The organism is Methanohalophilus levihalophilus (assembly GCF_017874375.1).
Lineage (GTDB): Archaea > Halobacteriota > Methanosarcinia > Methanosarcinales > Methanosarcinaceae > Methanohalophilus > Methanohalophilus levihalophilus.
This window is the reverse complement of record NZ_JAGGLK010000003.1, coordinates 367,630-390,194: the sequence shown is the minus strand read 5'-3', so window position 1 is coordinate 390,194 and position 22,565 is coordinate 367,630. Positions and strand designations below refer to the sequence as shown.

Below are 22,565 nucleotides of genomic sequence, written 5' to 3'. Positions count from 1 at the left end.
GTTAAAGTTTACCGTAGGAAAGCAGGCAGATAACGATTATTCATGATATTTGGGGATATTGCCACACAAAGAAAATCCAGAAGAAAAAAGACTAGATGGAACAAAGCCTAAAAATTCTAAGGGGAAGAACGACTCTTACCCCACATCAAATAGAAACGGCAGATTATTCAGTATGAGGATTGGATTTCGGACTTTCATCATCAGCTAGCAAAGAATCAAAGGCATCTTTTACTTTGTCAAAAACGCCTCCCCCTTTGTTGTTACCGGCATTACCGCCACTTAACTTATCGAATTCCATAAGGGCTTTTTTCTGCTCTTTTGTAAGTTTGGCAGGAGTTTCCACAATGACTTTCACAAGCTGGTCGCCCTGCCCGTGACCATGAAGATGTGGCATACCTTTTCCTTTCAGCCTGAGGACGGAATGCGTCTGAGTTCCTTCCTTAATATTCATTTTCACTTCGCCATGAAGTGTTGGAACCTTCACGCTTCCACCAAGAGCGGCCTGACCAAAGCTAATGGATTGTTCAAGGATAATGTCATCTCCGACCCTGTCAAACATCTCATGGGGTCTCACATGCAATACAACATAAAGATCCCCTGAAGGGGCACCGGGATCGCCATCTTCACCCTCACCGGTAACTTTCAGCCTCAGGCCGGTATCAGCGCCTTTGGGGATTTTAACTGCAATCTTCTTGGTTTTCCTTACTTTCCCTGAACCATGGCACTCCGGACATGGGGATTCAATAACCTTTCCCGTCCCATGACACTGATCACAGGTAGTGGTAGTCATAAAACGGCCAAATGGCGTATTTCTGGCATGGGTCATCTGACCGCTTCCACCACATTTGGAACAGGTAACTGCAGATGTTCCAGCTTTTGCACCGGTTCCTTCACATGACTCACAGTTTTTAGCACGTGGAACCTGAATAGGAACACTGTCGCCGAAAGCCGCCTGTTCAAGGGTAATCTCAAGATCGTAACGAAGATCCGAACCCCTCATGGGCCCGCGACGTGAACTTCTTTGGCTTCCAAATCCTCCGAAACCACCGAATCCGCCAAATCCTCCGCCAAAGATGTGCTCAAGGATATCCTCAAATCCACCGAAATCAGCATTCCTGAAAATGTCCTCAGTAGAATAGCGGCTGTCAATACCAGCATGACCAAACTGATCATACTGCGCCCTCTTTTCCTTATCTGAAAGTACAGCATACGCTTCAGAGATTTCCTTGAATTTCTCCTCAGCGTCGGGTTCTTTACTCTTATCAGGATGGTGAGTCATCGCAAGCTTACGGTAAGCTTTCTTGATCTCTGATTCCGAAGCGTCTTTTTGAACACCAAGGATTTCATAGTAGTCCCTTTGCGTAGACATAGCGGTTTACCTCAAACAGGGATAAAAATAAGGAATTACAGGGATAAAAAGTTCCCTGTAAAATTACTTCTCATCGTCTACTTCTTCAAAGTCTGCATCAACTACAGTTTCATCTGTGTCGGCAGCTCCTTCCGCAGATTCGGATTGACCGGACTCGGATGCCTGTGCTGCTTCAGCTTCCTGTTGTGCTTTCTGGTACATAGCCGCTGAAACTGCATACAATGCTTCCTGAAGAGCTTCGGTTTTGGTTTTTATGTCTTCCAGATCAGAGCCTTCAAGAGCAGTCTTGAGTTCTGCGGAAGTAGATTCAACCTTGGATTTCTGCTCCTCGGTTGCAACGTCGCCTGCTTCCTTGAGAACTTTCTCGGAAGAGCTTACAAGAGATTCAGCGTTGTTGCGTATATCAACTTCCTCTTTCTTAGCCTTGTCTTCTTCTGCGTGAGCTTCCGCATCTTTGACCATCTGGTCAATCTCTTCATCGGAGAGACCGCCTGGTTTCTGGATTGTAATGGATTGCTCCTTACCGGTTCCAAGGTCCTTTGCATTTACATTGAGGATACCATTGGAATCGATATCAAATGTAACTTCGATCTGTGGCATTCCGCGTGGTGCAGGTGGTATACCATCGAGGATAAAGCGACCCAAAGTCTTGTTTGCAGTCGCAATACCACGCTCACCCTGAAGAATATGGATTTCCACGGAAGTCTGGCTGTCAGCCGCAGTTGAGAAAATCTGGCTTTTCTTCGTTGGAATTGTAGTGTTACGCTCAATAAGCGGGGTTGCAACACCTCCAAGCGTCTCAATACCAAGAGTCAATGGAGTTACATCCAGAAGCAATACATCATGGACTTCGCCTCCAAGGACACCACCCTGAATAGCAGCACCGACAGCGACTGCTTCATCCGGATTGATATTCTTGTATGGGTCTTTCCCGATAACTTCTTTCACAGTCTTAAGGACAATTGGCATCCTTGTGGAACCGCCAATAAGTAGAACTTTCTCAATGTCAGCAGGACTCAACTTTGCATCGTTAAGTGCCTGTTTCATAGATGCAATTGTCTTGTCAATGAGATCAGAAGTCATATTTTCAAACTGGGCTCTAGTGATATCGAGATCAATGTGTTTAGGCTGACCGTTTGCATCAGCGGTAACGAATGGAAGGTTCACATTAGTGGTACCTACACCGGAAAGCTCAATCTTGGCTTTCTCTGCGGCATCTTTCAGACGCTGCAATGAAGCTTTGTCTTTTGAAAGATCAATGCCTTCCTCTTTCTTGAATTCGCTCACGATATGTTCGACAAGTCTGTTGTCAAAGTCATCTCCTCCAAGGTGTGTGTCACCGCTTGTTGAAAGAACTTCAAATACACCATCTCCAAGCTCAAGTATGGATACATCAAAGGTTCCGCCACCCAGATCATAAACAAGTATTTTATGTTCCCCATGCTCCTTATCAAGACCATATGCAAGGGATGCTGCAGTCGGTTCGTTGATAATACGAAGGACTTCAAGACCTGCAATCTTACCTGCGTCCTTGGTAGCCTGCCTCTGGGAGTCGTTAAAGTATGCAGGAACAGTGATGACAGCCTGAGTGATTGTCTCACCCAGATAGCTTTCGGCATCGTCCTTCAGTTTCCTGAGGATCATTGCGGAGACTTCCTGAGGAGTGTAATCCTTCTCATGCATTTTTACTTTGTAATCACCCTCACCAATATGACGTTTGATGGAGCTTACTGTGTTGTCCGGATTAGCGATCAGCTGCCTCTTTGCTAGCTGACCAACCAGCTTTTCCCCTTTCTTGGAAAAACCTACAACGGAAGGAGTAGTTCTGCCCCCTTCAGCATTTGGAATAACAGTAGGTTCCCCACCTTCAATTACTGCCATACATGAATTTGTAGTTCCCAAATCAATTCCAAGTATTTTACCCATATTAATTACCTCTCTGAAAAATGTTAATTTGATTATTGATATTTGTTATCTGTTATGTCTTTCGTCTCATTCCCGGAAGGAATTATTCCTTAAGATTTATCCTGTTCAGAAGGATTCCTGACAACAGTCACCATGGCTGGCCGAATCACCTTGGAGTTAAACTCATATCCGGTGCGGCAGACCTCTACAACCATATTGTCAGGATGTTGGTCACTTTCCACATGATGTGTTGCTTCATGTAAATGAGGATCGAAATCTTTCCCTTCACACTCAATTCTCTTCAAACCTTCCTTCTCAAGAATGGAAATGAGCTGTTTGTATACCATTTCCACGCCATTAACAACGGACTTGACATCTTCAGCATCCCTGAAAGAGAATAGCGCCCTTTCAAAGTTATCGCAGACTTCCAGAAGATCAAACATTATGTTTTCAACAGCAAACTTCCTGAAATCTTCCATTTCTTTTCTGCTTCGCTTTCTGAAATTGTCAAATTCAGCTTTCTGGCGCAGGACTTGCTCCTTTAATTCTAAAACCTCAGCGTCTTTCTCTTCAAGAAGAGCTTTGGTATCTTCAAGTTCATCCTTCACAGATGAGTCTGAAGACTTTTTTGAATCACTGGTTTGTTTCTTTCCTTTGGATTTGCCTGCCATTTACGAATATCTCCGCAAGCTCAGATAAGTAGTAACACAGGCTTTTTGATTGAAAGTACTTCTATAAAAAGCTTTCGCTTTTTTAGAGTTTACTGATAGCTAGAATCAGCCTGATAAGACAGGAATTTGACAATCAGCATACTGGCAATCATACAAACCGCAAGGGCAGACACAAGCTTTTCCCAACCCAGTGAAAGAAAAGCATCAGTAAAGGCAAAACTTATACCGCCAAAAAAGGAAAGCAATGCAAAGGTTGCTATCATAGATATAAATCCACCTCCTGCAAGAGAGCCAATCTGATCAGCACCCCTTCTCTCAAAGAACACTGATCCGATAATGAAAATTACTGCAAAAATGAGCAGTATCACAGCTATTGGAATCGGACTGGCTTTTGTAGAAGCCATTTGCATAATTCCCATTGCCATTCCGATCATAAAAATGGCCAGAGCAAAGGATACACCTAATGCCTGAAAAAATGGGTTATCTGATACTTCCATATCCATCCCTCTCGAGATAGAGTTTGTACTGATAGTATATATTATATTCCTTATCAAAAGCGAATAACCCATATATCTGATGACGGAATCTAATCATACATGAAAATTCTCATTTCAGAATATGCAACCAGCGTCGGTATGGGTGGAACCTACCTCATAGAAGGGAAATCCATGCTCAAATGCCTTGCATCTTCTTTTGAAAATGAGGGCCATGAAGTAATTTACACATCTGCAGATATCCCGATTGGCTGTGGAAAAATGAGTTCCTGTGAGCAAGGAAAGCTTGAGGAATCACTGGATAAATTATCAAGCCAGTGTGATGCTGCACTTGTCATTGCCCCGGATGACATTCTGGCCGACCTTACCGGAATTGTAGAAAAGAATACGGTCAACCTTGGATCAATCCCTGATTCCATAAGAAAATGCGCTGACAAGCTTGAATGCAGCCGGATACTTGAGAAAAACGGCATTCCTTCACCAAAAACTGTTTCCAGGCAAAGTGAGATGGATGCGAAAGCCAGATACGTTGTAAAACCAAGGTACGGGTGTGCTTCCGAAGACACTGTGATTGCCAGTGGTAGGGAATATCTCAAAGAAGGGCATATTGCAACTGAATACATAGATGGGGAGCACCTCAGCGTGAGTCTTGTTTGCTCTGACTCAATTCTTCCAATAACAATAAACAAACAGATCATTGAAACAGGGAATCAAAAAGACAACATAACTATTGATTACAGGGGAAGTGTTACCCCATACGAAACAAAACGTTCCGGCGAAGTCATCAATGCGGCCATTGAAGCCGCCAGGACACTGGGCTGCCGCGGATATACCGGAATAGACATTGTGCTTGCGGAAAAACCCTATGTTATTGATATCAATCCCCGACCTACAACCTCCCTGGTCGGAATTACCCAAATTTTAAAAACTGAAATTGCAGAACTCCTGCTACTTGCAGCGGATAATAATTTGCCGGAGACAGTAGCAGTGGAGGGAACTGTAGCTTTCACAAAAGAGGATCTGAAATGAAAATAATTGGAATTGACATTGGGGGAGCAAATACAAAAGTAGCATCTTCCGATGGAAAATTTGTTGATTTGCATTATGTGCCCCTCTGGAAAGAAACATCATTACCGGAAGTCCTGCGGACAATAGCAGAAACCCAAAAACCCGACAGGATTGCTGTTGTTATGACAGGGGAACTCGCAGATTGTTACGAAGACAAGGAAGCCGGAGTTAAAGGAATCGTAGATGCAGTGGAAAATAACTTTGACGGAGACATACAATACATGGGAGTTTCCGGAAATTTCAGCCGGGAAGTACCAAACCCACGTGACCTTGCAGCTGCTAACTGGGTCGCATCTGCAAAACTAATCGGCAAGGAAGTCGGCGATGCAATTTTCGTGGACATGGGAAGCACAACCTGCGATATTATTCCTATTAAGAAAGGAAAACCTGTTGCCCACACAACAGATACTGAAAGACTGGCTAATGGCGAACTGCTATACGAGGGCATCCTGCGAACTAATGCTGCAGCGGTTCTTGACAGGGTAGATATTAGCATAGGCAGTTGTCGTGTTTCCTCGGAACTGTTTGCAACTACTGCGGATGCCTACCTTGTACTTGGGAATATTGAAGAAAAAACCTACACAGCAGAAACCGCTGATGGTGAAGGAAAAAGCATTGAAGAAGCTTCACGCCGCTTGGCAAGGGTGGTATGTGCAGACCTAAAAGATATTTCATCAGAAGATGTTGAACAAATAGCTCTTGCAATTAAGGAGAAGCAGATCCAGGAAATCCAAAACGGAATCCGGGAGGTTGCAAGGCATCACCATCTTGACACAGTGGTCTGTGCAGGACTTGGAGAATTCCTGATAGCTGAGGCATGCGAGCTCATGGAAAGAGAATGTTTCTCCATAGCCCAGCGCTGGGGAAAAGAGATTTCAAAAGTATTCCCCGCTTATGCGGTCGCAAAACTGCTTGAGATGGAGCTGGAAGCTGAATGAGCAAAAAGGCCGTAATCAAAATCGGCGGAAGCCTCATTAAAGAAGCTGCACAGCTCATCGAACATATCGCTGACAATCGGAATTCATTTGGGAAACAAATAGTGTTTATTCCGGGAGGGGGAATTTTTGCCAACTTCATCCGGGAAGCGGATAACAGATTTAACCTGGATTTGGATTCGAGTCATTGGATGGCAATTCTCGCAATGGAACAATATGGATATTACCTTGCCGGAAAAACAGGAATCCCGACAATAACAGCTCTTGAAGACAATAAACATCAAATTGCCATTTTCCTCCCATACTCATTACTTGTTGAAAATGATCCTCTGCCACATTCATGGGACATAACGTCTGATACCATTGCAGCTTTTTTTGCAGAAATGGAAAAGGCGGAATTCATTAAAGTAACTGATGTTGACGGCGTATTGGTTCATCAACAAATTGTTGAGGAGATAGATACAACCAGACTTGCCAGCATGGGTGAGACATGTGCGGATCTGGCATTCCCCGGATTCCTGGAAAAACATAAGCTCGATTGCTTTGTCTTAAACGGAAAAATTCCAGACCGGCTGCTTGAGTACATTCAAGAAAAAAAGACTATTGGAACCCTCATCAAGGGGAATATTTAAATGCAATATTGATTATGTACTCAAACCATCGTACTTACCAGTTTGTTAACATCATTGTTAAAAGTTAAAAAGGAGACAGAGGATGAATAAAGTAGAAAGTTGTACCTCTTGTGGCATCAACCTTAAAGAGGAAGGATTTGCAAGGTTCCCCTGCCCAACATGCGGATCCGAACTTGGAAGATGCGTTAAGTGCAGAAAACAGAGTAACCCTTACACTTGCCCTAAATGTGGATTTGTTGGACCCTGAGGTATGAATTATGGGAGAAGTTGCAGCAACAATGAAGATTATGCCTGAAAGTGTTGATACCGATCTCGACGCAATAAAGGCCAAGATTGTAGAAGTATTACCAGAAGGCTCTGAACTCTATGGATCAGAAATTGAACCAGTTGCCTTTGGACTCAAAGCACTCAAAGTAGTAATTCTGGTTGGTGACCTTGAAGGTGGTACCGAACCAGTCGAGGAAGCTATCAACAACATTGATGGTGTTGAGAGCTTACAGGTCGTTGAACTCGGAAGGCCAGTCTAAGGCCTTCAAAAATCTTTTTTTCCTTTATTTTTGCAGGGCTTGTAGATCAGGGGAAGATCGTTACGTTCGCAACGTAAAGGCCGCGGGTTCAAATCCCGCCAAGTCCACTGAGGATTTAGTTATCTACCAGCCTGTGTATTTTTGTACCTGCCATTGATTCAGCTACTATTGAATCAATATCGAGTTTTTCATCTTCTTCTGCACCGATTGTGTAACGTGCACGAACTTCAGGATGCACAGGAACAGCACCACAACTTGCTGCTTTTCTTATGGAAATCTCATATGTTCCGATTTTCTTCGCCAGATCCATGATTTCAGTTTTGTCCAGACCAATAAGCGGGTGGTATATCGGGAAACCGAGACCATAGATTTCAGCGTACATGTTGTACGTAGTCTGGGAAGCCACCTGTCCCAGCGAAGAGCCGGTAATAATTCCCGAAGCTTTCTCTTTATTCATTACTTCAAACCCAAGCCTGTACATCATGCGCTTGCACATGATACATGTATTCTTGACATTGCATTTTTCACGAACTGCTTCAAGATATGGACCATTTGGAACCTCATAGAACTTCATTAGATGACCAGGTGCCCATTTTTGCAATGCACGAACACAATCCATTGTTCTCTCTTTACCTGCATCATTGGCAAAAGGTGCATTGTTTGCGTAAACCGGGATAATCTCAACGCCCCTGCGCATCATCATCCAGGCAGCTACCGGGGAATCAATTCCTCCGGAAATTAAAACAACCATTTTTCCCTGTGTTCCGAGAGGCAAACCTCCTACACCGTCTACGATTTCAGTGAAAACATAAGCTTTGGACTGGCGCATCTCAACGAAAATTTCCTTATCTGGGTCTGTAAGGTTTACGGATATGGATTTGCCCTGTGAATCAAGTTTTTCATAAACCGCATCGCCACAACTTATGCCAATATCCGATGAACGGAAATCGTGGTTTCCCGAGCGACGGGGACGAATGGCAAAAGATTCTCCATCCTGCACCATGTTTTCAGCAACTTTTGCGCATGTGGTTGCTGAGGCCTCAAGAGTTGCATCAACTGTGATTGCAGGAGAAGTGGAGACTATGCCAAATACATTCGCAACAACCTTAGCAGCATTCGAGTCAGATGATTCTACAAAAATACGACCCCATTCCCGACGGACCTCGGAATATTCAATTTTTTCCTGATCCAGCATTGCTTCAATATTGGAAACCAAAGTCTGTTCAAACCTTTTCCGAACGCCTGGACTCTTGAGAGCAAGCTCCCCGTATCTCACAATCACAGTGTTAAACATGGTATTGACTCATAGGCGGGATAAATAAAAACACTTTGGTATTGACAATAAAATAATATTTGAGACAATGCCAATTTTTGAAGTCTAATTGAGTAAACCGATTTTTCGCATTCCTATCCTTGACATTCAAATATAATGTAATACAATTAATGATATATTGAAATTTATCGAGGAGTTGGTTAACTGGCATCTCTGGGATTCTACAGGAAAATTCGAAGGTATCTGGAAATCTTTCGCGTATTCATAAAATACAACCTTTTTAGTCTCCTGTACAAAGAGATCCAGAGAAACTACGTTTCAAACAAAAATGTAACCTGCTACATTGATGTGGAAAACCAGAAGAATGCAATAAAGCTACGCCGGGCTTTCGAAGATTTGGGACCTACTTTTGTCAAGCTTGGACAAATAATGAGCAAACGACCTGACTTGCTCCCTCAGAGTTATATTCAGGAACTCTCCCGGCTTCAGGACAAGGTTAGGCCATCTGAATTTAGTGAAATGATTCGATCTTTTGAAGGATTCCAGTGTACAATCGGGGGCTCAGGTGCAAATCGTAATCAAACTACTGCAGTCGATGAGTCTTACATCAACAATTTCTTTGATAACTTCAACACAAAACCGATTGCCAGTGCGTCTGTAGCACAGGTTTACGAGGCAGTCCTCGATGGCCAGAAAGTTGCGGTAAAAGTAGCACGTCCGGGGTTGATCGACAAAATTAATGTTGACCTGTCAATAATAAATGATCTCAAACCCATCATAGTCAGGGTCGGAGGTTTCGGGAAGAACATAAATTTTGATGAATTTCTTGATGAATTCCGGGAACTACTAAACAAGGAACTTGATTTCAGGAATGAAGCCCGTAACCTTAAACGCTTTCATGAAGCATTCGCAGACTTCGATGAAGTACGTATCCCGGCAGTTCATGAAGACTATTGTACCGAAAGTGTCCTTGTGATGGAATACATGGAAGGGAAACTTGTAAAAGACCTACCTACCATGGACCGGGAAAAAAGATCACACTATGCCCATCTTATCAGTTCAAGTTACCTGAAGCAGGTTTACCTCGACGGCGTATATCATGCAGATCCACATGCTGGAAACATCCTTATTCAGGAAGACGGAGGAATTGCATACATAGATTTTGGCGCTGTCGGAATAATTGACGATGAATTAAGGCGCAATATGCTGAATCTTTTCTATGGGATATACAAGAAAAATGTTGATATCGCCTTTGAAGCATTCCTTAAAGTTGCGAATATAAACAAAAATGATATCAATACACGGAAGTTCAAACTTGATCTTGACGATCTGATTGCCAAGCAAAATTATTCCCTTGGGGAAAGGCAAAATGACAGTTACGCAAACCTTGCGTTGAAATATGATTTATCCCTGCCAAGCGATTTCTCCACACTTGAAAGGGCACTTGTCCTGATTGAGGGAGTGTGCCTTGAGCTTGATCCCAAATTCAGCATTATTGATGACGCAAGACCAATTATAACCAGGGTAATGATCCAGAGATATTCACCATTCAGGGCTGCAGAATATTTCCAGCTTGAAGGCGATAAGTATCTTGAAATCTTTAAGAATCTGCCACAGGGAATCAACGATGTTATTGAAACCATCAGGGGATACCGCATAGAGAAACTGGAAGAGAAAAGCCGGCAAATAAGGCGTGATAGGATTATGGATTCGGCGGCAAAATATGTTTTTGTTTCAATAATCCTGATAGCATCTGCGTATCTCGCAACACAGCCCGAAACTGGAATTGCAAATCTTGGGATTGCAGGCTTTATAGTAGCCCTTCTTCTCTTTGCACTACTGTTCCTTAAAAATCAATAATTCCTAAATTATTTATTTCCAAACCAACATAATATAATGTGCATGGGGATTAAAAAGGGGAATCACTTCGGTACCTTGTACGGTGGACCAAGGTATGATTTTTTTGCAGACATGCTCGGATTTGATCATAGATTCTATGAGAAAGCTGCAGCAGAATTACCACTTCAAAGAGGAATGAAACTACTTGATTTGGGATGTGGAACTGCATCCCTGACACTTGCAATTGCCCGGAAACTTGGGCATGAAGGAGAGTTTCATGGCCTGGATCTGTCCCCGAAACAATTGTCTTATGCACTTACAAAAACAAAAAAACGGCCTGAGTTTAGCTTTTATCGTGCAACTATGGACATCCTCCCATTCAAGGACAACACTTTTGATATGATTACTACAAGCGTGGCATTTTGCGAAACCTCGGCAGACGTTCGCAGGGGTGCCATCCATGAAGCCTCAAGGGTACTGAAGAAGAACGGGCTGTTTGTCCTGATTGATTGCGGAAAACCACGAATGGGGATGAGCAGCTTTATCCTCCTTCCCTTTTTTATGCTCAAGGAAAACCATGACAGCTGGAACAACACCTATGTGCAACTTTGCAGGGATTGCAACCTTGAATTTGTAAGCGATGCATACCTGAAATCTTACATTCAGTGCCAGATTTTCAGAAAAACTGAATGAAATTATAACTACGTTAAATATATATAATTTCCACCATTATTATATGTGAGGCAGCAGGATTAACCAGTATGGGTGATTGCTGCTTCGGGGAATATTCGAAATATTTTGGGGAGTATTTTATGAAAAGACTTAAACAATGTCCGAACTGCCATTCTGAGATGGTAGTCGATAAAAACGGTATTGAACACTGCAAATTCTGTAATTACTGGACATTTGAAGGTACCGCACGCCTTGAGCCACTAACTATATTTTCATAACAAGGTGACAGGATGCACGACCATAAATGTACAACTTGCAACGAAAAACTAAAAGTCATGAAAATCAGCACTAATATTCTCTACTATTGCAACAAGTGTAAAAACATGACTTCAAAAGAAGCATTTCAGTGAGAATAGTCTTTGTTCACACATCTTCTCATTTTTTTCATGTAAGAATAAAGACTCTCAACATCTTTTATTTCTTTTTTAACCATGGAAGACAGCCGGATTCGGAAATCCGTATCAACATCCAGGCCAAGATACCGTAAATCAGAAGATACTTTAGAACCCAATAGATCGCCCCTTCGATCCCAATCGGTCAAAATAATAACTTCCCTGCCCTCTCCAGCAAGCCTATCAGATAATTCAAGCACAGGAATAGTGGTAGAGGTCTCTATCTGACCCTGGATACCCAATTTTCTCAGGGAAATAACATCCCTTTTACCCTCCACAACAATTATTGAACCTTCCAACGAACGTGAAGACAAATCTTCAAGCAGTTCTTCAAGTTTTTCAAGGCGTCTTCTTACAGACGAAATGGAAGTAGTAGGAGTACAATGGTGTTTCCCATCAGAAAAGTAACGCATCTGTACCAGTTACTTCAGGGATAGTAAAAATAGCTTCTCCCATTATTTACACTCGCAAAGGATAAATAAGGAAAATTCAAGACTGTATTACATAAGGGTATATGGAGGGTTTTTTTGAAGTGCATGTTCTGCGGAGAAGAATGCATGGAGTATGAAATAGAAGGTGGAGTGGAAGAAAGCGTAAAGGAAGGCATAATTATTGGTAATTCCCACGTATGCGTCGACTGTCTTGAAGAGCTAAGGGATGCCCTTAAAATTACGAAACTGGAGCATTCTATTAGCGATGTCGAGTATGAAATATATGAGGAAACAATGAGCCAGTAATTTAACCTATCTGAGCAATGACACCTAACTATTACAATCCCGGGATTGAAACAATCAGTCGGGATGAGCTTGATGCTACTATTGAAGATAAGATCAGCTATACGATAAAGTATGCAGCTGAAAACTCGCCTTTTTACAGGAAGTGGTTTGAGCGCCACAATCTTTCACCTTCAAGTATAAAGAGCCATGAAGACCTGCTTGAGCTACCTATTGTATCAGGAGAGCTGATTAAAAATAACCAACCTCCAAAAACAAATAACTTCAATTTCCTTAGTTCCGAGTGGAACGATATATTCACTATTCATGAAACAAGTGGGACAAGCGGAACACCAAAATCATTTTTCTTTACCTGGCAGGACTGGATGCGTTATGCTGAGAAATATGCGAGGAGTTTTACATCGCAGGGAATTGGAAAAGGTGACCGGATGATAATGTGTGCTTCATATGGCATGAATATAGGCGCCAATACCATGACTCTTGCAGCACGTGATCTTTCTATGACAATAATTCCGGAAGGCAAATGCACCTTCCCCACCCGCATTATTGAAAACTATAAACCTACCGGAATTGTAGCCAGTGTTTTCAAACTCTTAAGGCTTGCCAGAAGACTTGAGCAGGAAGGAATTGATCCAAAAGAAACGAGCATCGAAAAACTCGTAGTTGGTGGCGAAGGTTTCGCTGACGAATCAAGGAAATACCTTGAGGAAATCTGGGATTGTCCGGTTTACAACACTTATGGAAGCACCGAGGGTACTATGTGTGGAGAGTGTGAGGCCAAGAACGGCTTGCACGTCCCCGAAGATCTTGTCCATTTAGATATTTATGATCCTGAAAAACAAGAGTATACCAAAGATGGAGAATGCGGGAGGATGATCCTTACAACGCTTCTCAGTCCGGGAGAAAAATGTGGTACTTTGCTAATAAACTACGATACCGAAGACGCTACAACAGTTCTCACCAGGAAAAAATGCGATTGTGGAAGGACACATATGCGCATCATGAATCCAGAACGTGAGGCTGAAACATTCTGGATAGCAAACAACCCGTTCAGCCGCGTTGACGTTGAAAGGGGAGTATTCCAGAGAGAAAACATGGAGTATCTTACAGGAGAATATGAGTCATTCCTTTATGGAAAAGGGAAAGATGTCACTTCCCTGAAAGTAGTTCTGGAGTGTCTTGACAAAGGAAACTGTGACAGGGAACTTGTTGGAGAAAATTTCCTCAAAGGCGCTTTTGAATACAAGCCCTCACTCCAAAAAATGTACGATAAAGGGAAACTAACTGTTGATCTGGATTTTGTCAAGTCCGGTGAAATACAGACTCGGAAAGCAAAAGGTCGTCCCATCAGAATTGCGGATTACCGCTAATTACCTGCGAATAGAAAATCCCGAAAACTCACCGGTTCCTTCAGACCATGAAATGTCCATATCTGTAACATTGGACATTGTTGGACCTGTTTTTAATTCATCAATGAAGAAAACAATTGTATCTCGATTACCTTCTACAACTGAAAAAACCCGTCCATCAGCCAAATTCATCACATATCCGGAAAGCCCGTGTTTTAAAGCCACTTCCTGAGTAAAAGCCCTGAAGTAAACACCCTGAACCCTGCCGGATACGTAGATTTCCGCCCGCTCCATATTATCCATATTTCTCCCTTCAGGATTTAATCACAAGAACTTAGGCCTTCTGGAAAGCAGTTGATCGAGTGGTAGTCTCTGGAAAGGCATGTCTGCGATTTCACTCCAGATTTTCTGGTTTAGCTCATCCACCGACATCTCAACTTTCATCGGTTTCTTGGGCTCGGATTCTGCCCTTACTGTAACGTTAAGATTGCCGCTTTCCATCTCATTGTCACCAACAACTACAACATATGGAATCCATTCCATTCCTGCATTCCTGATCTTCTTGCCGACAGATTCATCCCTGTCATCAATATCAGCACGGCAATCAAGCCTTGAAGCAACATCTTTCGCAAACTCAAGATGCTGGGTGCCAATTGGAATAATTCTGACCTGAGTAGGAGACAACCATGTCGGAAGTATTGGAACCTTGCCCTCGTCTGCATCCATAGCAGCCTTCTCAAGAAGTGAATAAATACAGCGCTCGATTGCACCGCTTGGTGAGCAATGAAGGATAATCGGTCTTGTGGCTTCACCGTTTGTATCAATGTAGTTGATGTCATAGCGTTCTGCATTTTCAACATCTATCTGGACGGTAGAAAGGGCACTTGCCTTGTTAATGGCGTCCACAAAATTGAATTCGAATTTCAGGACGAAGTAGAAGAAACGGGTGTCCCACATTTCAACCAGCACAGGTTTGTTTACCTTACGTGCAAGCTCAGTGATGAAATCACGGTTTTGCTCATAGAAATCACGGGTTAACCTGATGGCAACTTCGAAATCATCCACGCGGATACCAATGCGATTGAGAATATCAATGCACATGGAGTACTGTTCACCGAATTGTTCTACTGCAGCATCCATATCGGCACAAAGGGTGTGCATATCAGGCATTGTGAAAGCGCGGAGACGTCTCAGACCAACAAGTTCTCCTCTTTGCTCCTTCCTGAAGCTGTAGCGTGTTAGTTCAACCATTTTTAACGGTAAATTGCGATGGGAGATTGTCATGTCATGGTTCATCAAGAACTGCCCGAAACATGCTGCAAATCTTAAAAACATCTGGCGCTTATCAGACTCAATGGAATACTGCCGTGCAGGGAACCTGTCCAGATACTTTTTCAGGGTTGGATGGTTCATGTCATACATTAGCGGAGTCTCGACTTCCATGGCACCTGCCAGGGATGATTCATCAAGTACAAAACGCTCAAGCAGGGATTTCATGAGCCTTCCCTTTGGATAGTAGCGCATATTCCCAGAATCTGAGCCGGGTTCGTAATCGGCAAGCTCAAGCCTGCGCATCAATTCAACATGTGGAGGGGCTTTTTCAACCGTGCGGCTCTTGGACATCTCGTAGTCCACAAATTTGCCCAAGTTTGCGTGATCAGAAAGATCAAATTCTTTCATGTCATGCAGCTCACCATCAGGAGTCAGGACATGCCAGTAGGACTTGGCAGTACTTTCAGCTTTGAGTGCTTCGGAAACAATCTCCTGGACTTCTCCACACTCCGGGATCGGCTCTCCTTTTCCACCTTCTTCCGGATGAACGGTTCTGGAAAGCTCAGAAAGAGGATGGCCTTTGCAGCTGATACTGAAAGCCTTATACCATCCAAACGGCGCCCTTTTAACGTTAAAATCCACAGAAAGGCGTTTCTCTATTTCTTTCAGGACAGAAACAGCCACTTTGGGAGATGATAAGTCGGAACTAAGATGAGCATAAGGATAAACCATGATATTTTCTGCTTTTACCTGTGAAGCAGCCTCAGCTATTGAAGAAACGGCCTTTTCCACAACTGATGAAGGGGATTCTTCATCCCGGGATTCTACAGCAATAAATGCTGTAAGTGCCTCATCAAGCCTGCCGGTTTTGAATGACTCCTCAATCTCTTCAGCAACAGGCGTGCTTTTTTTCACTTCGTATTCGATATAATCAGAATGGATAAGCAAAAGCTTCATGAACTCACCTTATGAATTTGGTGAGTAGAATGAAATAATCCTTATTAACCTTTTTCAACGTCACAAAGGATTTATGCAGCCAACTCTTCTGTGAAAGCACCGTCATTATCTTCTTTCTCTTCTGATGCTATTGCTTCAGAAGTAGTATTCGTGTAAACACGGTAGGCTGCGATTAGTGCACCAAGAATTATGGGAGCCGCAAAGAACCCGGCAACTCCACCTACAAAACCACCGCCCAGGAATACAACCAAAAGGATGACTGGATGAATCTGGGATTTCAGGCTAACGAGATAAGGTCTCAGGAATAGTTCAGGTGGTGCATAGATAATGATACTTGAAACCATGAAGAACACAATTGCAGACTGCAAACCAAATTCAAAGTACCTGATAATTGAGAGCGCAACAAGAATCATGTATCCTGCAAAGAAAGGAATTACGGATGCAATAAAAACCAATGTCGCAAGAGCAAGTATATGAGACAATCCAAATGCATAAAAGACAACTATTGAAATGGTACTTACTGTCAGTGCAGCATAGGCATTTCCTATGAAGATGCCACCCAGAATTGTGTCCAATTCCTTGAGATATTGTATCATCAACTTCTTTAGTTCATCAGGAACAATTTTCATGAAGGACTGGTAAACCTCTTCACCATCCTGCAGAAGGAAATAGCAGACAAAAACTGCCACTATGAGATTTATCATGAACATTGCCAGCCCCTTGGCATAGGAAATAAATCCAAGTTGACCTATGAGCGACAAAATTGAGATGGAGGAACTCCAGATAGCTTCATTTACTCTTGCCGAATAGGCTTCAGGTACAATCTGCCTTACAATGTCAAACAAAATGCTGATAACTTCAGTCTGGTTTTCAATAACCCAGACCAATTGACGGAAAATCTCCACGACTCCTATTCCAATAATGATAACAAGTGGGGTCACAATGAACATTGTTGCAATAAATGCACCTATGTGATTCCATTTTTTGAGTTTGACATAAATTGGGCGGCATATATATGCAAATACAAGTCCGAGGACAATACCATCCCCGAGAGGAAGTAAAATCAATGCAAGTGCCAAAAATAAAATCAATAAAAGCAGGGCTATTATTATGTTCCATTTATTTGAAGCAAGTATGGCCAAACCATCTGGTTTTCGAAAGAGCATTGTAAACCCTGATACCCATTCTGTCGCATACTAATAAGCAGCAACATTATTAATATTTCACTATTCACCCGGACAATTCTGGATTCTACCAAAAATAACCATCATAAATCATTTGAAAACCATGCAACCGAGTTTTTTGATTCCCAGCCTATTAATCACTTGAAGGAGAAGCCCCATGCTTACTAAGCCCAATATTTGACCTTTGCACAAGAGAGTCAGTGATTGTGGTTTCAACGTTGTCACCATAGTGGAAATTGTAAACTATTGTACTATCGATAAGCTCTTTCACGTGTATTCTTTTCTCTATTTCATCAAGCATACCGTGATAGAAACCTGTAAGAGCTTCCTCTTTTTCGGCCCATGCTTTGAGAATCAAACGAGATTTTTGTTCTCCGCCAACAACTTCAATCTGTGCTGCATATTTCAGGTTTTTGACTCCCTCACCATAAAATCTTGTTACAGCACGATATAGATTTGGAGATTCAGTGATCTTCGGTTCAAGCATGTAGAGGTTCATGTCCTGAAAGATGTCGGAAGTAACTTCAAATAAGGCAAAAGCGGCCATATCAATCTCCCTTGTGCCTTCCTCTGTTTTTGTGAAATTAAGGAGAGTGGAACGCCATTCATTTTCACTGATTGGTTCGGGGTGCAGCATTGGACAGATGATACAAATGGATTTTTTCTCAATATTGATTTCGCACCTTTCTTTTGCCAAATAATCATAATAATTCAGTTTTCCTGATACATTACAATCCCCACATTCCCCTGTGGGCCTGATTTCAAACGTAACAGTCTTACTTTCTCCCGGCTCAAGCATTGATATCGATTTCTGCTTATCTTCAATAAGGAAAACATTTGGAACAAAAAGACTGACCTGAAGATCCCCTATTGGTTCGGTGGTTGGGTTTTCAACCCTTACCTTGTAAACGATTGTTGCACCCTTATAACTGAAAGCCGATTTTGTAATAATACCACCCTTATGGCTTTCTGATGCAGTAGTTGGAAGAGTAGGTGACGAACCATCCGGAAAGAAACCATGAATCCCGCCATCTGAATTCGGATTTTGATCCTGTTTTCTCTTTTGGTAAAAATAAAGGAAAGAGAGAATGCCTAAAAGCGCCAATATAGCTAGCGGAAGAACAAATGAAGAAGATTTCAGGGAATTTGAAGAGAGAGGATATTCTTCTACCGACCAGCCATCAAATGGTTCCACTAATATCAAATTGTATTCACCGAAATCCAATTTTACATATTCTTCTGAAATAGAAATTATTTTGATTTCAATGGGATCATAGCCAGTACGCCTCAGGGTAATTGTATCCGATTTAGCGAGAATTCTGTCAAACTCAGATTCATAGACCACCTGATTATCCCCATGCGTGGTGAAACTAAACATTTCGACATGAGCTTTTGGGACATTATTGTCCCAATTAATATCCGAAACAGTCGCAACATAGTATTTTCCCTGAATCAGTCCGAGGTAGGTTGAAGAACCTTCCTTAACAGTGAGATAGTTGCCTGCAGTACCCGGAGCCGCGGATAAACCTGTTAGCAAAATCAGCATCAAAAGAAGAGCAGCTGGCATTTTCCACATAGAAACTCCCCACATTGTTGGTAACTACTTCCAATGATTTAATAGTATAAAAATAGTTGTATTTATATTGCTCTATTCATCCTGCAGTCCGACACCAGACATGAAAACAACATTGGTTTCCAATGCTATACTTCCTACCTTTAATAGAATTACAATAAAATTATACCTAAAAAATCAGAGGGTGTAATATGGGAATAAGGAAGTCCGCCCAGGTAGCGATAATTGCAGTTTTTCTCTTACTGTTATTTCCGCTTGCGGCATCCGCCGATGATGGTGAACGATGCCAGAATTGCCACTCCGCAATCGGAGACTTTCCTGCCGTTGTAGATGATTGGGAACAAAGCAAACATGCAGAATCCGGCATAAGTTGCAGTGATTGTCATACTGCAGAACCAACCGATCCGGATGCTACAGAACATAACGGATTCTATATTTCTCCCGTAGTTTCACCCAACGACTGCGCAACCTGTCACGAAAAAGAAGTTGCAGAGAATGCGCAAAGTCTCCATGCCCTTGGAGCAAAATACTATGAAGTCGATTTCTATAACCAGAAATTGCCCTATCTTGAGAGTGAAATCACCCTTGACGGATACTCAACTGCAAGCCACAATGCAACTGTTAACGGTTGCCAGGGATGCCATGGCACCAATATGACAGGAAAAAGCACAGATGACCCTGCAGTCTGGCCAAACAATGGTATTGGAAGAATTAACCCCGATGGCAGTCTTGGATCATGTGCTTCCTGCCACACACGCCATAAATTCTCAGTTGAGGAAGCAAGAAAACCCGAATCCTGTGAACAATGTCACCTCGGGCCGGATCATCCCCAGACTGAAATTTACCTTGAGTCAAAGCATGGAGCAATCTACAACACCGAAGGCGATGAATGGAACTGGGATGCTGACGACTGGAAACCTGGAGAGGATTACAGAACACCAACCTGTGCTGCATGTCACATGTCAGGAACTGACGAACTCGATACAACTCACGATGTCGGAGCACGCCTTTCATGGGAACTTGAAACTCCTGTATCCAGAAAAACCGACAATGTGGCAAACATTCTCGGAACGCCTATCGGCGACGGCTCTACCTGGGAAGAGAAACGTGAGAGCATGCAATCAGTATGTCTTGAGTGTCACTCAGAAGACTGGGTTTTGAACTACTATGAAAACGGTGATGCTGCCGTAGAACTCTATAACAAGAAGTATGCGGATTCAAAGGCAATCGTTGATGAGCTCTATGAAGAAGGACTTCTAACCGAGCAGGCTTTCGATGAGCCAATCGAATTCAAGATCTACGAAGTATGGCACCATGAAGGCAGGCGTGCAAGAATGGGAGCATTCATGTTCGGACCTGACTTTGTCCAGTGGCACGGCTTCTATGAGCTACTAAAAGACAAAGCTGAGCTTGTAGAAATGGCTGAGCAGATTAGGTTAAATGCCGAGCTTCAGGAACAGCTGGGACTTGAAGACACAGGCACACAACCAAACGAAGAAACTGCTGCAACACCCGGATTCGGGATAACTCTTGCAATTGCAGGAATACTGGCTGGCTTGTTTATCTTCCTGAAATCGAAGAAATGAGAATAGCTATCAGGCGGGAGTCAAGACCTGCCTGAAACAATCTTTTTTATTAAATGTTCCCGGGATCTGGAAAACTCTCTCTTGAATAACGGATTACAACACATGAATCCGTACATTTACCGCAATGAGTACACGAGTCTCCCAATTCGATCTTCCCATCCTTTCCGACTGCAATCGCATCTACAGGACAGGCATGAATACAAACACCACAACCTGTGCATTTTGCAATTCTCAAAAGTTGTTTTGTTGCCCTATAGTATAGCTTTTCAACATCTTTTTTTGAGCGTCCGGTGATTTTTACATTTCCCGAACGGAAGAATTTGAGAGTAGCATCTTTTGTCTTGAGAAGACCAATCCCCAATTCCCCGGCAAATACAACATCACCAAGAACTTTCAAAACAGATGCCGCTTCATGCAGCGACACGCCGGAAACCGCAAGTTCCATGGAATAGCTGCCATCCTTGCACGGAGAATAACCAGAAGCAATGTCAATACTGAATTCATTCCCCACTTCGTCTGCTGACGTGGACATAGTCATTTTTTCAGCAAGCAACTGCATCTTCGCAGGAAGCTCTTTCCATCTCCAGAAACCGTAGTCAATATAGGAGTCGGACAGACCTTTTGATTTCGCCCATTCAAGCAGATGGTTGTACCACCGGGAGTAGAGGTCAGGATGAAGTTCCTTCAGACGCTTGAATTCACTTGCAAGGGAAGATGGACAGAGATAACATCCAACCCTCTCAAAACCCATATCGTAAAGAGGATTATACGGAAGTTTTTTCCAGTAAATGTATAACCAGACTTCAAAAGCCCTCCAGTTGCGCAACGGGAAAATATTAAGCTGACCCTGAACAAAGGGATTCATCTCGGTTGCCTTCGTTTTTGAACGGGAAAATGATTCGTATTTCCGTTTCCCGTCTATTGTCAGGCATAATTCGTTTTTCTGCCCGCATTTTTTCATCACAGCATTTGCAGGGCCCAGCTTACAGACCTTGCAGCACCATCTGAAATCCTTACCTGGCGGGCCAAACTTATCGACATTTTCCCAGAAAGCACCCTCTGCTTTTTCCTCTGTAAGGGATATTCCATATTGGTTGCAGAAATCATGTACGAATTTTTCAGTTTCCGGAAATTCAAGACCCGTGTTAACAAAAAAGGCTTCCAGTCTCTTTGTGGATAATGCATCCATAGCAAGGGAAAGTGCAACCAGACTATCTTTACCACCGCTAAAAGAGACGGTTACCGGAAGTTTACGGTATTTTTCTTTTCCTGCAACATCCCGGATGTCTCTGATAGCTTCGCTTTCAATTTTTTCAAGGTCGGGGAAATTGGCCTGAATAACTTTTTCCATTGAAGGAATTTTACGGTTTAATTCAAGTTTGCCCTTTACAAAACCTTTCACTTTCAGTACATGTGATGTTGAAGTTTCAAATTTTTCAGGGTCTTCAAGCGCGATTCCCACACCCACTTTTGAACCCATGAACAAAAGAACAGGAGAATTCTTGCGGAAATCATCGGAATAGGAGTCGATTGCCTCCAATCGGAGTTTCTTTCCGCCAACCCTCTTTTTTGTTGGATGTAGTTCAACATACCTTTTGGTGGTGAAATTTGAGATAATAGAAGCCCCTTCGGGAGTCGGTTCGAAAAAATAATCATTTTCGAGCAAGTCAAAATAGAGAAAACCAACGCGATAGCCATCCACTATTACCTCATCGTTACGATCATCACCCGGAACTTTGTTAAGCAGAATGACACGTTTCCAAAATGGGCTGCAGTTATAGTCACGCAACAACAAATCGCTGAGAACATCGCGTTCATAAGGGGAGCAAAAGCGCACATCTCCTGGCTGACCAAGTGGGACTTCGTCTCCAAAACCCTCGCATATATGACATTTTTTCCCGATCAGAGGAACATTGCAGGTCTTACACCAATAGATTACGTTCCCTGATTTCTCACCGGATTTCCTGGAGTGAGATGATTTTTTCTGCATCTTTCTCCCGTGAGAAGACCCGGAAGGCTTCGAAGATGCTGAAACAAGGGAGAATGAACTCCTCTTTGGTTGTTTGGCCATTA

General features: G+C 42.7%; 23 protein-coding genes and 1 tRNA gene. 13 read left to right on the top strand and 11 right to left on the bottom strand.

The features are described from left to right. Positions 1-163: 163 nt before the first annotated feature. From dnaJ to J2755_RS09340, 4 genes are all read right to left on the bottom strand, one after another. Positions 164-1,369: a molecular chaperone DnaJ gene (gene dnaJ / locus J2755_RS09355; protein WP_209682491.1), complete on the bottom strand. Its 1,206-nt coding sequence runs from the start codon at positions 1,367-1,369 to the stop codon at positions 164-166. 63 nt (positions 1,370-1,432) lie between these two features. After that, a complete protein-coding gene (gene dnaK / locus J2755_RS09350; protein WP_209682487.1) occupies positions 1,433-3,295 on the bottom strand; it encodes a molecular chaperone DnaK in 1,863 nt (620 codons plus the stop codon). Between the two features lie 89 nt (positions 3,296-3,384). After that, positions 3,385-3,945: a nucleotide exchange factor GrpE gene (grpE, locus tag J2755_RS09345; RefSeq protein WP_209682484.1), complete on the bottom strand. Its 561-nt coding sequence runs from the start codon at positions 3,943-3,945 to the stop codon at positions 3,385-3,387. A gap of 89 nt (positions 3,946-4,034) precedes the next feature. Continuing rightward, positions 4,035-4,442, bottom strand: a complete 408-nt coding sequence (locus J2755_RS09340) for a heat-shock protein (protein WP_342591074.1) — start codon at positions 4,440-4,442, stop codon at positions 4,035-4,037. Between the two features lie 99 nt (positions 4,443-4,541). Here J2755_RS09340 and J2755_RS09335 point away from each other — a divergent pair, with 99 nt between their 5' ends. The 6 genes from J2755_RS09335 to J2755_RS09310 all read left to right on the top strand — a co-directional run bounded on the left by J2755_RS09335 (position 4,542) and on the right by J2755_RS09310 (position 7,708). After that, a complete protein-coding gene (locus J2755_RS09335; RefSeq protein WP_209682476.1) occupies positions 4,542-5,468 on the top strand; it encodes an ATP-grasp domain-containing protein in 927 nt (308 codons plus the stop codon). Further along, on the top strand, positions 5,465-6,445 hold the full coding sequence (locus J2755_RS09330) for a hydantoinase/oxoprolinase family protein (protein ID WP_209682473.1): 981 nt from the start codon (positions 5,465-5,467) through the stop codon (positions 6,443-6,445). Before J2755_RS09335 ends, J2755_RS09330 begins: the two co-directional genes overlap by 4 nt. Further along, positions 6,442-7,074, top strand: a complete 633-nt coding sequence (locus tag J2755_RS09325; protein WP_209682470.1) for an amino acid kinase family protein — start codon at positions 6,442-6,444, stop codon at positions 7,072-7,074. Before J2755_RS09330 ends, J2755_RS09325 begins: the two co-directional genes overlap by 4 nt. Before the next feature lie 82 nt (positions 7,075-7,156). Beyond that, positions 7,157-7,321 carry an HVO_2753 family zinc finger protein gene (locus J2755_RS09320; protein WP_209682467.1) on the top strand — a complete coding sequence of 55 codons (165 nt, stop codon included), beginning with the start codon at positions 7,157-7,159 and terminating at the stop codon, positions 7,319-7,321. Between the two features lie 10 nt (positions 7,322-7,331). Then, complete coding sequence (locus J2755_RS09315; RefSeq protein WP_209682463.1) at positions 7,332-7,601, top strand: elongation factor 1-beta; 270 nt, start codon at positions 7,332-7,334, stop codon at positions 7,599-7,601. Positions 7,602-7,636: 35 nt separating this feature from the next. After that, positions 7,637-7,708: transfer RNA gene (locus J2755_RS09310), tRNA-Ala, on the top strand. Between the two features lie 8 nt (positions 7,709-7,716). On the opposite strand, the gene thiI is transcribed toward J2755_RS09310, so the two are convergent. Then, positions 7,717-8,895: a tRNA uracil 4-sulfurtransferase ThiI gene (thiI, locus tag J2755_RS09305; RefSeq protein ID WP_209682460.1), complete on the bottom strand. Its 1,179-nt coding sequence runs from the start codon at positions 8,893-8,895 to the stop codon at positions 7,717-7,719. A gap of 327 nt (positions 8,896-9,222) precedes the next feature. Between thiI and J2755_RS09300 the strand changes: the two genes are divergently transcribed. From J2755_RS09300 to J2755_RS11600, 4 genes are all read left to right on the top strand, one after another. Continuing rightward, positions 9,223-10,734, top strand: a complete 1,512-nt coding sequence (locus J2755_RS09300; protein ID WP_342591073.1) for an ABC1 kinase family protein — start codon at positions 9,223-9,225, stop codon at positions 10,732-10,734. Between the two features lie 42 nt (positions 10,735-10,776). Then, positions 10,777-11,406 carry a class I SAM-dependent methyltransferase gene (locus tag J2755_RS09295; RefSeq protein WP_209682455.1) on the top strand — a complete coding sequence of 210 codons (630 nt, stop codon included), beginning with the start codon at positions 10,777-10,779 and terminating at the stop codon, positions 11,404-11,406. Between the two features lie 119 nt (positions 11,407-11,525). Then, positions 11,526-11,663, top strand: a complete 138-nt coding sequence (locus J2755_RS09290) for a hypothetical protein (RefSeq protein ID WP_209682452.1) — start codon at positions 11,526-11,528, stop codon at positions 11,661-11,663. Positions 11,664-11,675: 12 nt separating this feature from the next. Continuing rightward, complete coding sequence (locus tag J2755_RS11600; RefSeq protein ID WP_209682448.1) at positions 11,676-11,795, top strand: YfgJ family double zinc ribbon protein; 120 nt, start codon at positions 11,676-11,678, stop codon at positions 11,793-11,795. Here J2755_RS11600 and J2755_RS09280 read toward each other — a convergent pair. Further along, positions 11,789-12,250 carry a toprim domain-containing protein gene (locus tag J2755_RS09280; RefSeq protein ID WP_209682445.1) on the bottom strand — a complete coding sequence of 154 codons (462 nt, stop codon included), beginning with the start codon at positions 12,248-12,250 and terminating at the stop codon, positions 11,789-11,791. The two genes, J2755_RS11600 and J2755_RS09280, sit on opposite strands and share 7 nt — an antisense overlap. Before the next feature lie 144 nt (positions 12,251-12,394). On the opposite strand from J2755_RS09280, the gene J2755_RS09275 reads away from it, so the two are divergent. Together J2755_RS09275 and ftsA are read left to right on the top strand one after the other, a co-directional pair. After that, positions 12,395-12,574 carry a hypothetical protein gene (locus J2755_RS09275; protein WP_209682441.1) on the top strand — a complete coding sequence of 60 codons (180 nt, stop codon included), beginning with the start codon at positions 12,395-12,397 and terminating at the stop codon, positions 12,572-12,574. A 17-nt stretch (positions 12,575-12,591) separates the two neighbouring features. Next, positions 12,592-13,941, top strand: a complete 1,350-nt coding sequence (gene ftsA / locus J2755_RS09270; protein ID WP_209682439.1) for a coenzyme F390 synthetase — start codon at positions 12,592-12,594, stop codon at positions 13,939-13,941. Here the strand turns inward: ftsA and J2755_RS09265 are convergent, their stop codons facing one another. The 4 genes from J2755_RS09265 to J2755_RS09250 all read right to left on the bottom strand — a co-directional run bounded on the left by J2755_RS09265 (position 13,942) and on the right by J2755_RS09250 (position 18,909). Beyond that, positions 13,942-14,223: an acylphosphatase gene (locus tag J2755_RS09265; RefSeq protein WP_209682434.1), complete on the bottom strand. Its 282-nt coding sequence runs from the start codon at positions 14,221-14,223 to the stop codon at positions 13,942-13,944. It abuts the gene before it with no gap. A 21-nt stretch (positions 14,224-14,244) separates the two neighbouring features. Further along, the gene (locus tag J2755_RS09260) at positions 14,245-16,149 is read right to left on the bottom strand and encodes a threonine--tRNA ligase (RefSeq protein ID WP_209682429.1); all 1,905 of its coding nucleotides are present in this window, start codon (positions 16,147-16,149) and stop codon (positions 14,245-14,247) included. Between the two features lie 71 nt (positions 16,150-16,220). Continuing rightward, positions 16,221-17,315: an AI-2E family transporter gene (locus J2755_RS09255; RefSeq protein WP_209682426.1), complete on the bottom strand. Its 1,095-nt coding sequence runs from the start codon at positions 17,313-17,315 to the stop codon at positions 16,221-16,223. A gap of 151 nt (positions 17,316-17,466) precedes the next feature. After that, positions 17,467-18,909: a hypothetical protein gene (locus tag J2755_RS09250; protein WP_209682422.1), complete on the bottom strand. Its 1,443-nt coding sequence runs from the start codon at positions 18,907-18,909 to the stop codon at positions 17,467-17,469. A 188-nt stretch (positions 18,910-19,097) separates the two neighbouring features. Here J2755_RS09250 and J2755_RS09245 point away from each other — a divergent pair, with 188 nt between their 5' ends. Continuing rightward, positions 19,098-20,492: a multiheme c-type cytochrome gene (locus J2755_RS09245; RefSeq protein WP_209682410.1), complete on the top strand. Its 1,395-nt coding sequence runs from the start codon at positions 19,098-19,100 to the stop codon at positions 20,490-20,492. 49 nt (positions 20,493-20,541) lie between these two features. Here the strand turns inward: J2755_RS09245 and J2755_RS09240 are convergent, their stop codons facing one another. Continuing rightward, positions 20,542-22,563, bottom strand: a complete 2,022-nt coding sequence (locus tag J2755_RS09240; RefSeq protein WP_209682405.1) for a phosphoadenosine phosphosulfate reductase domain-containing protein — start codon at positions 22,561-22,563, stop codon at positions 20,542-20,544. Positions 22,564-22,565: the final 2 nt, after the last annotated feature.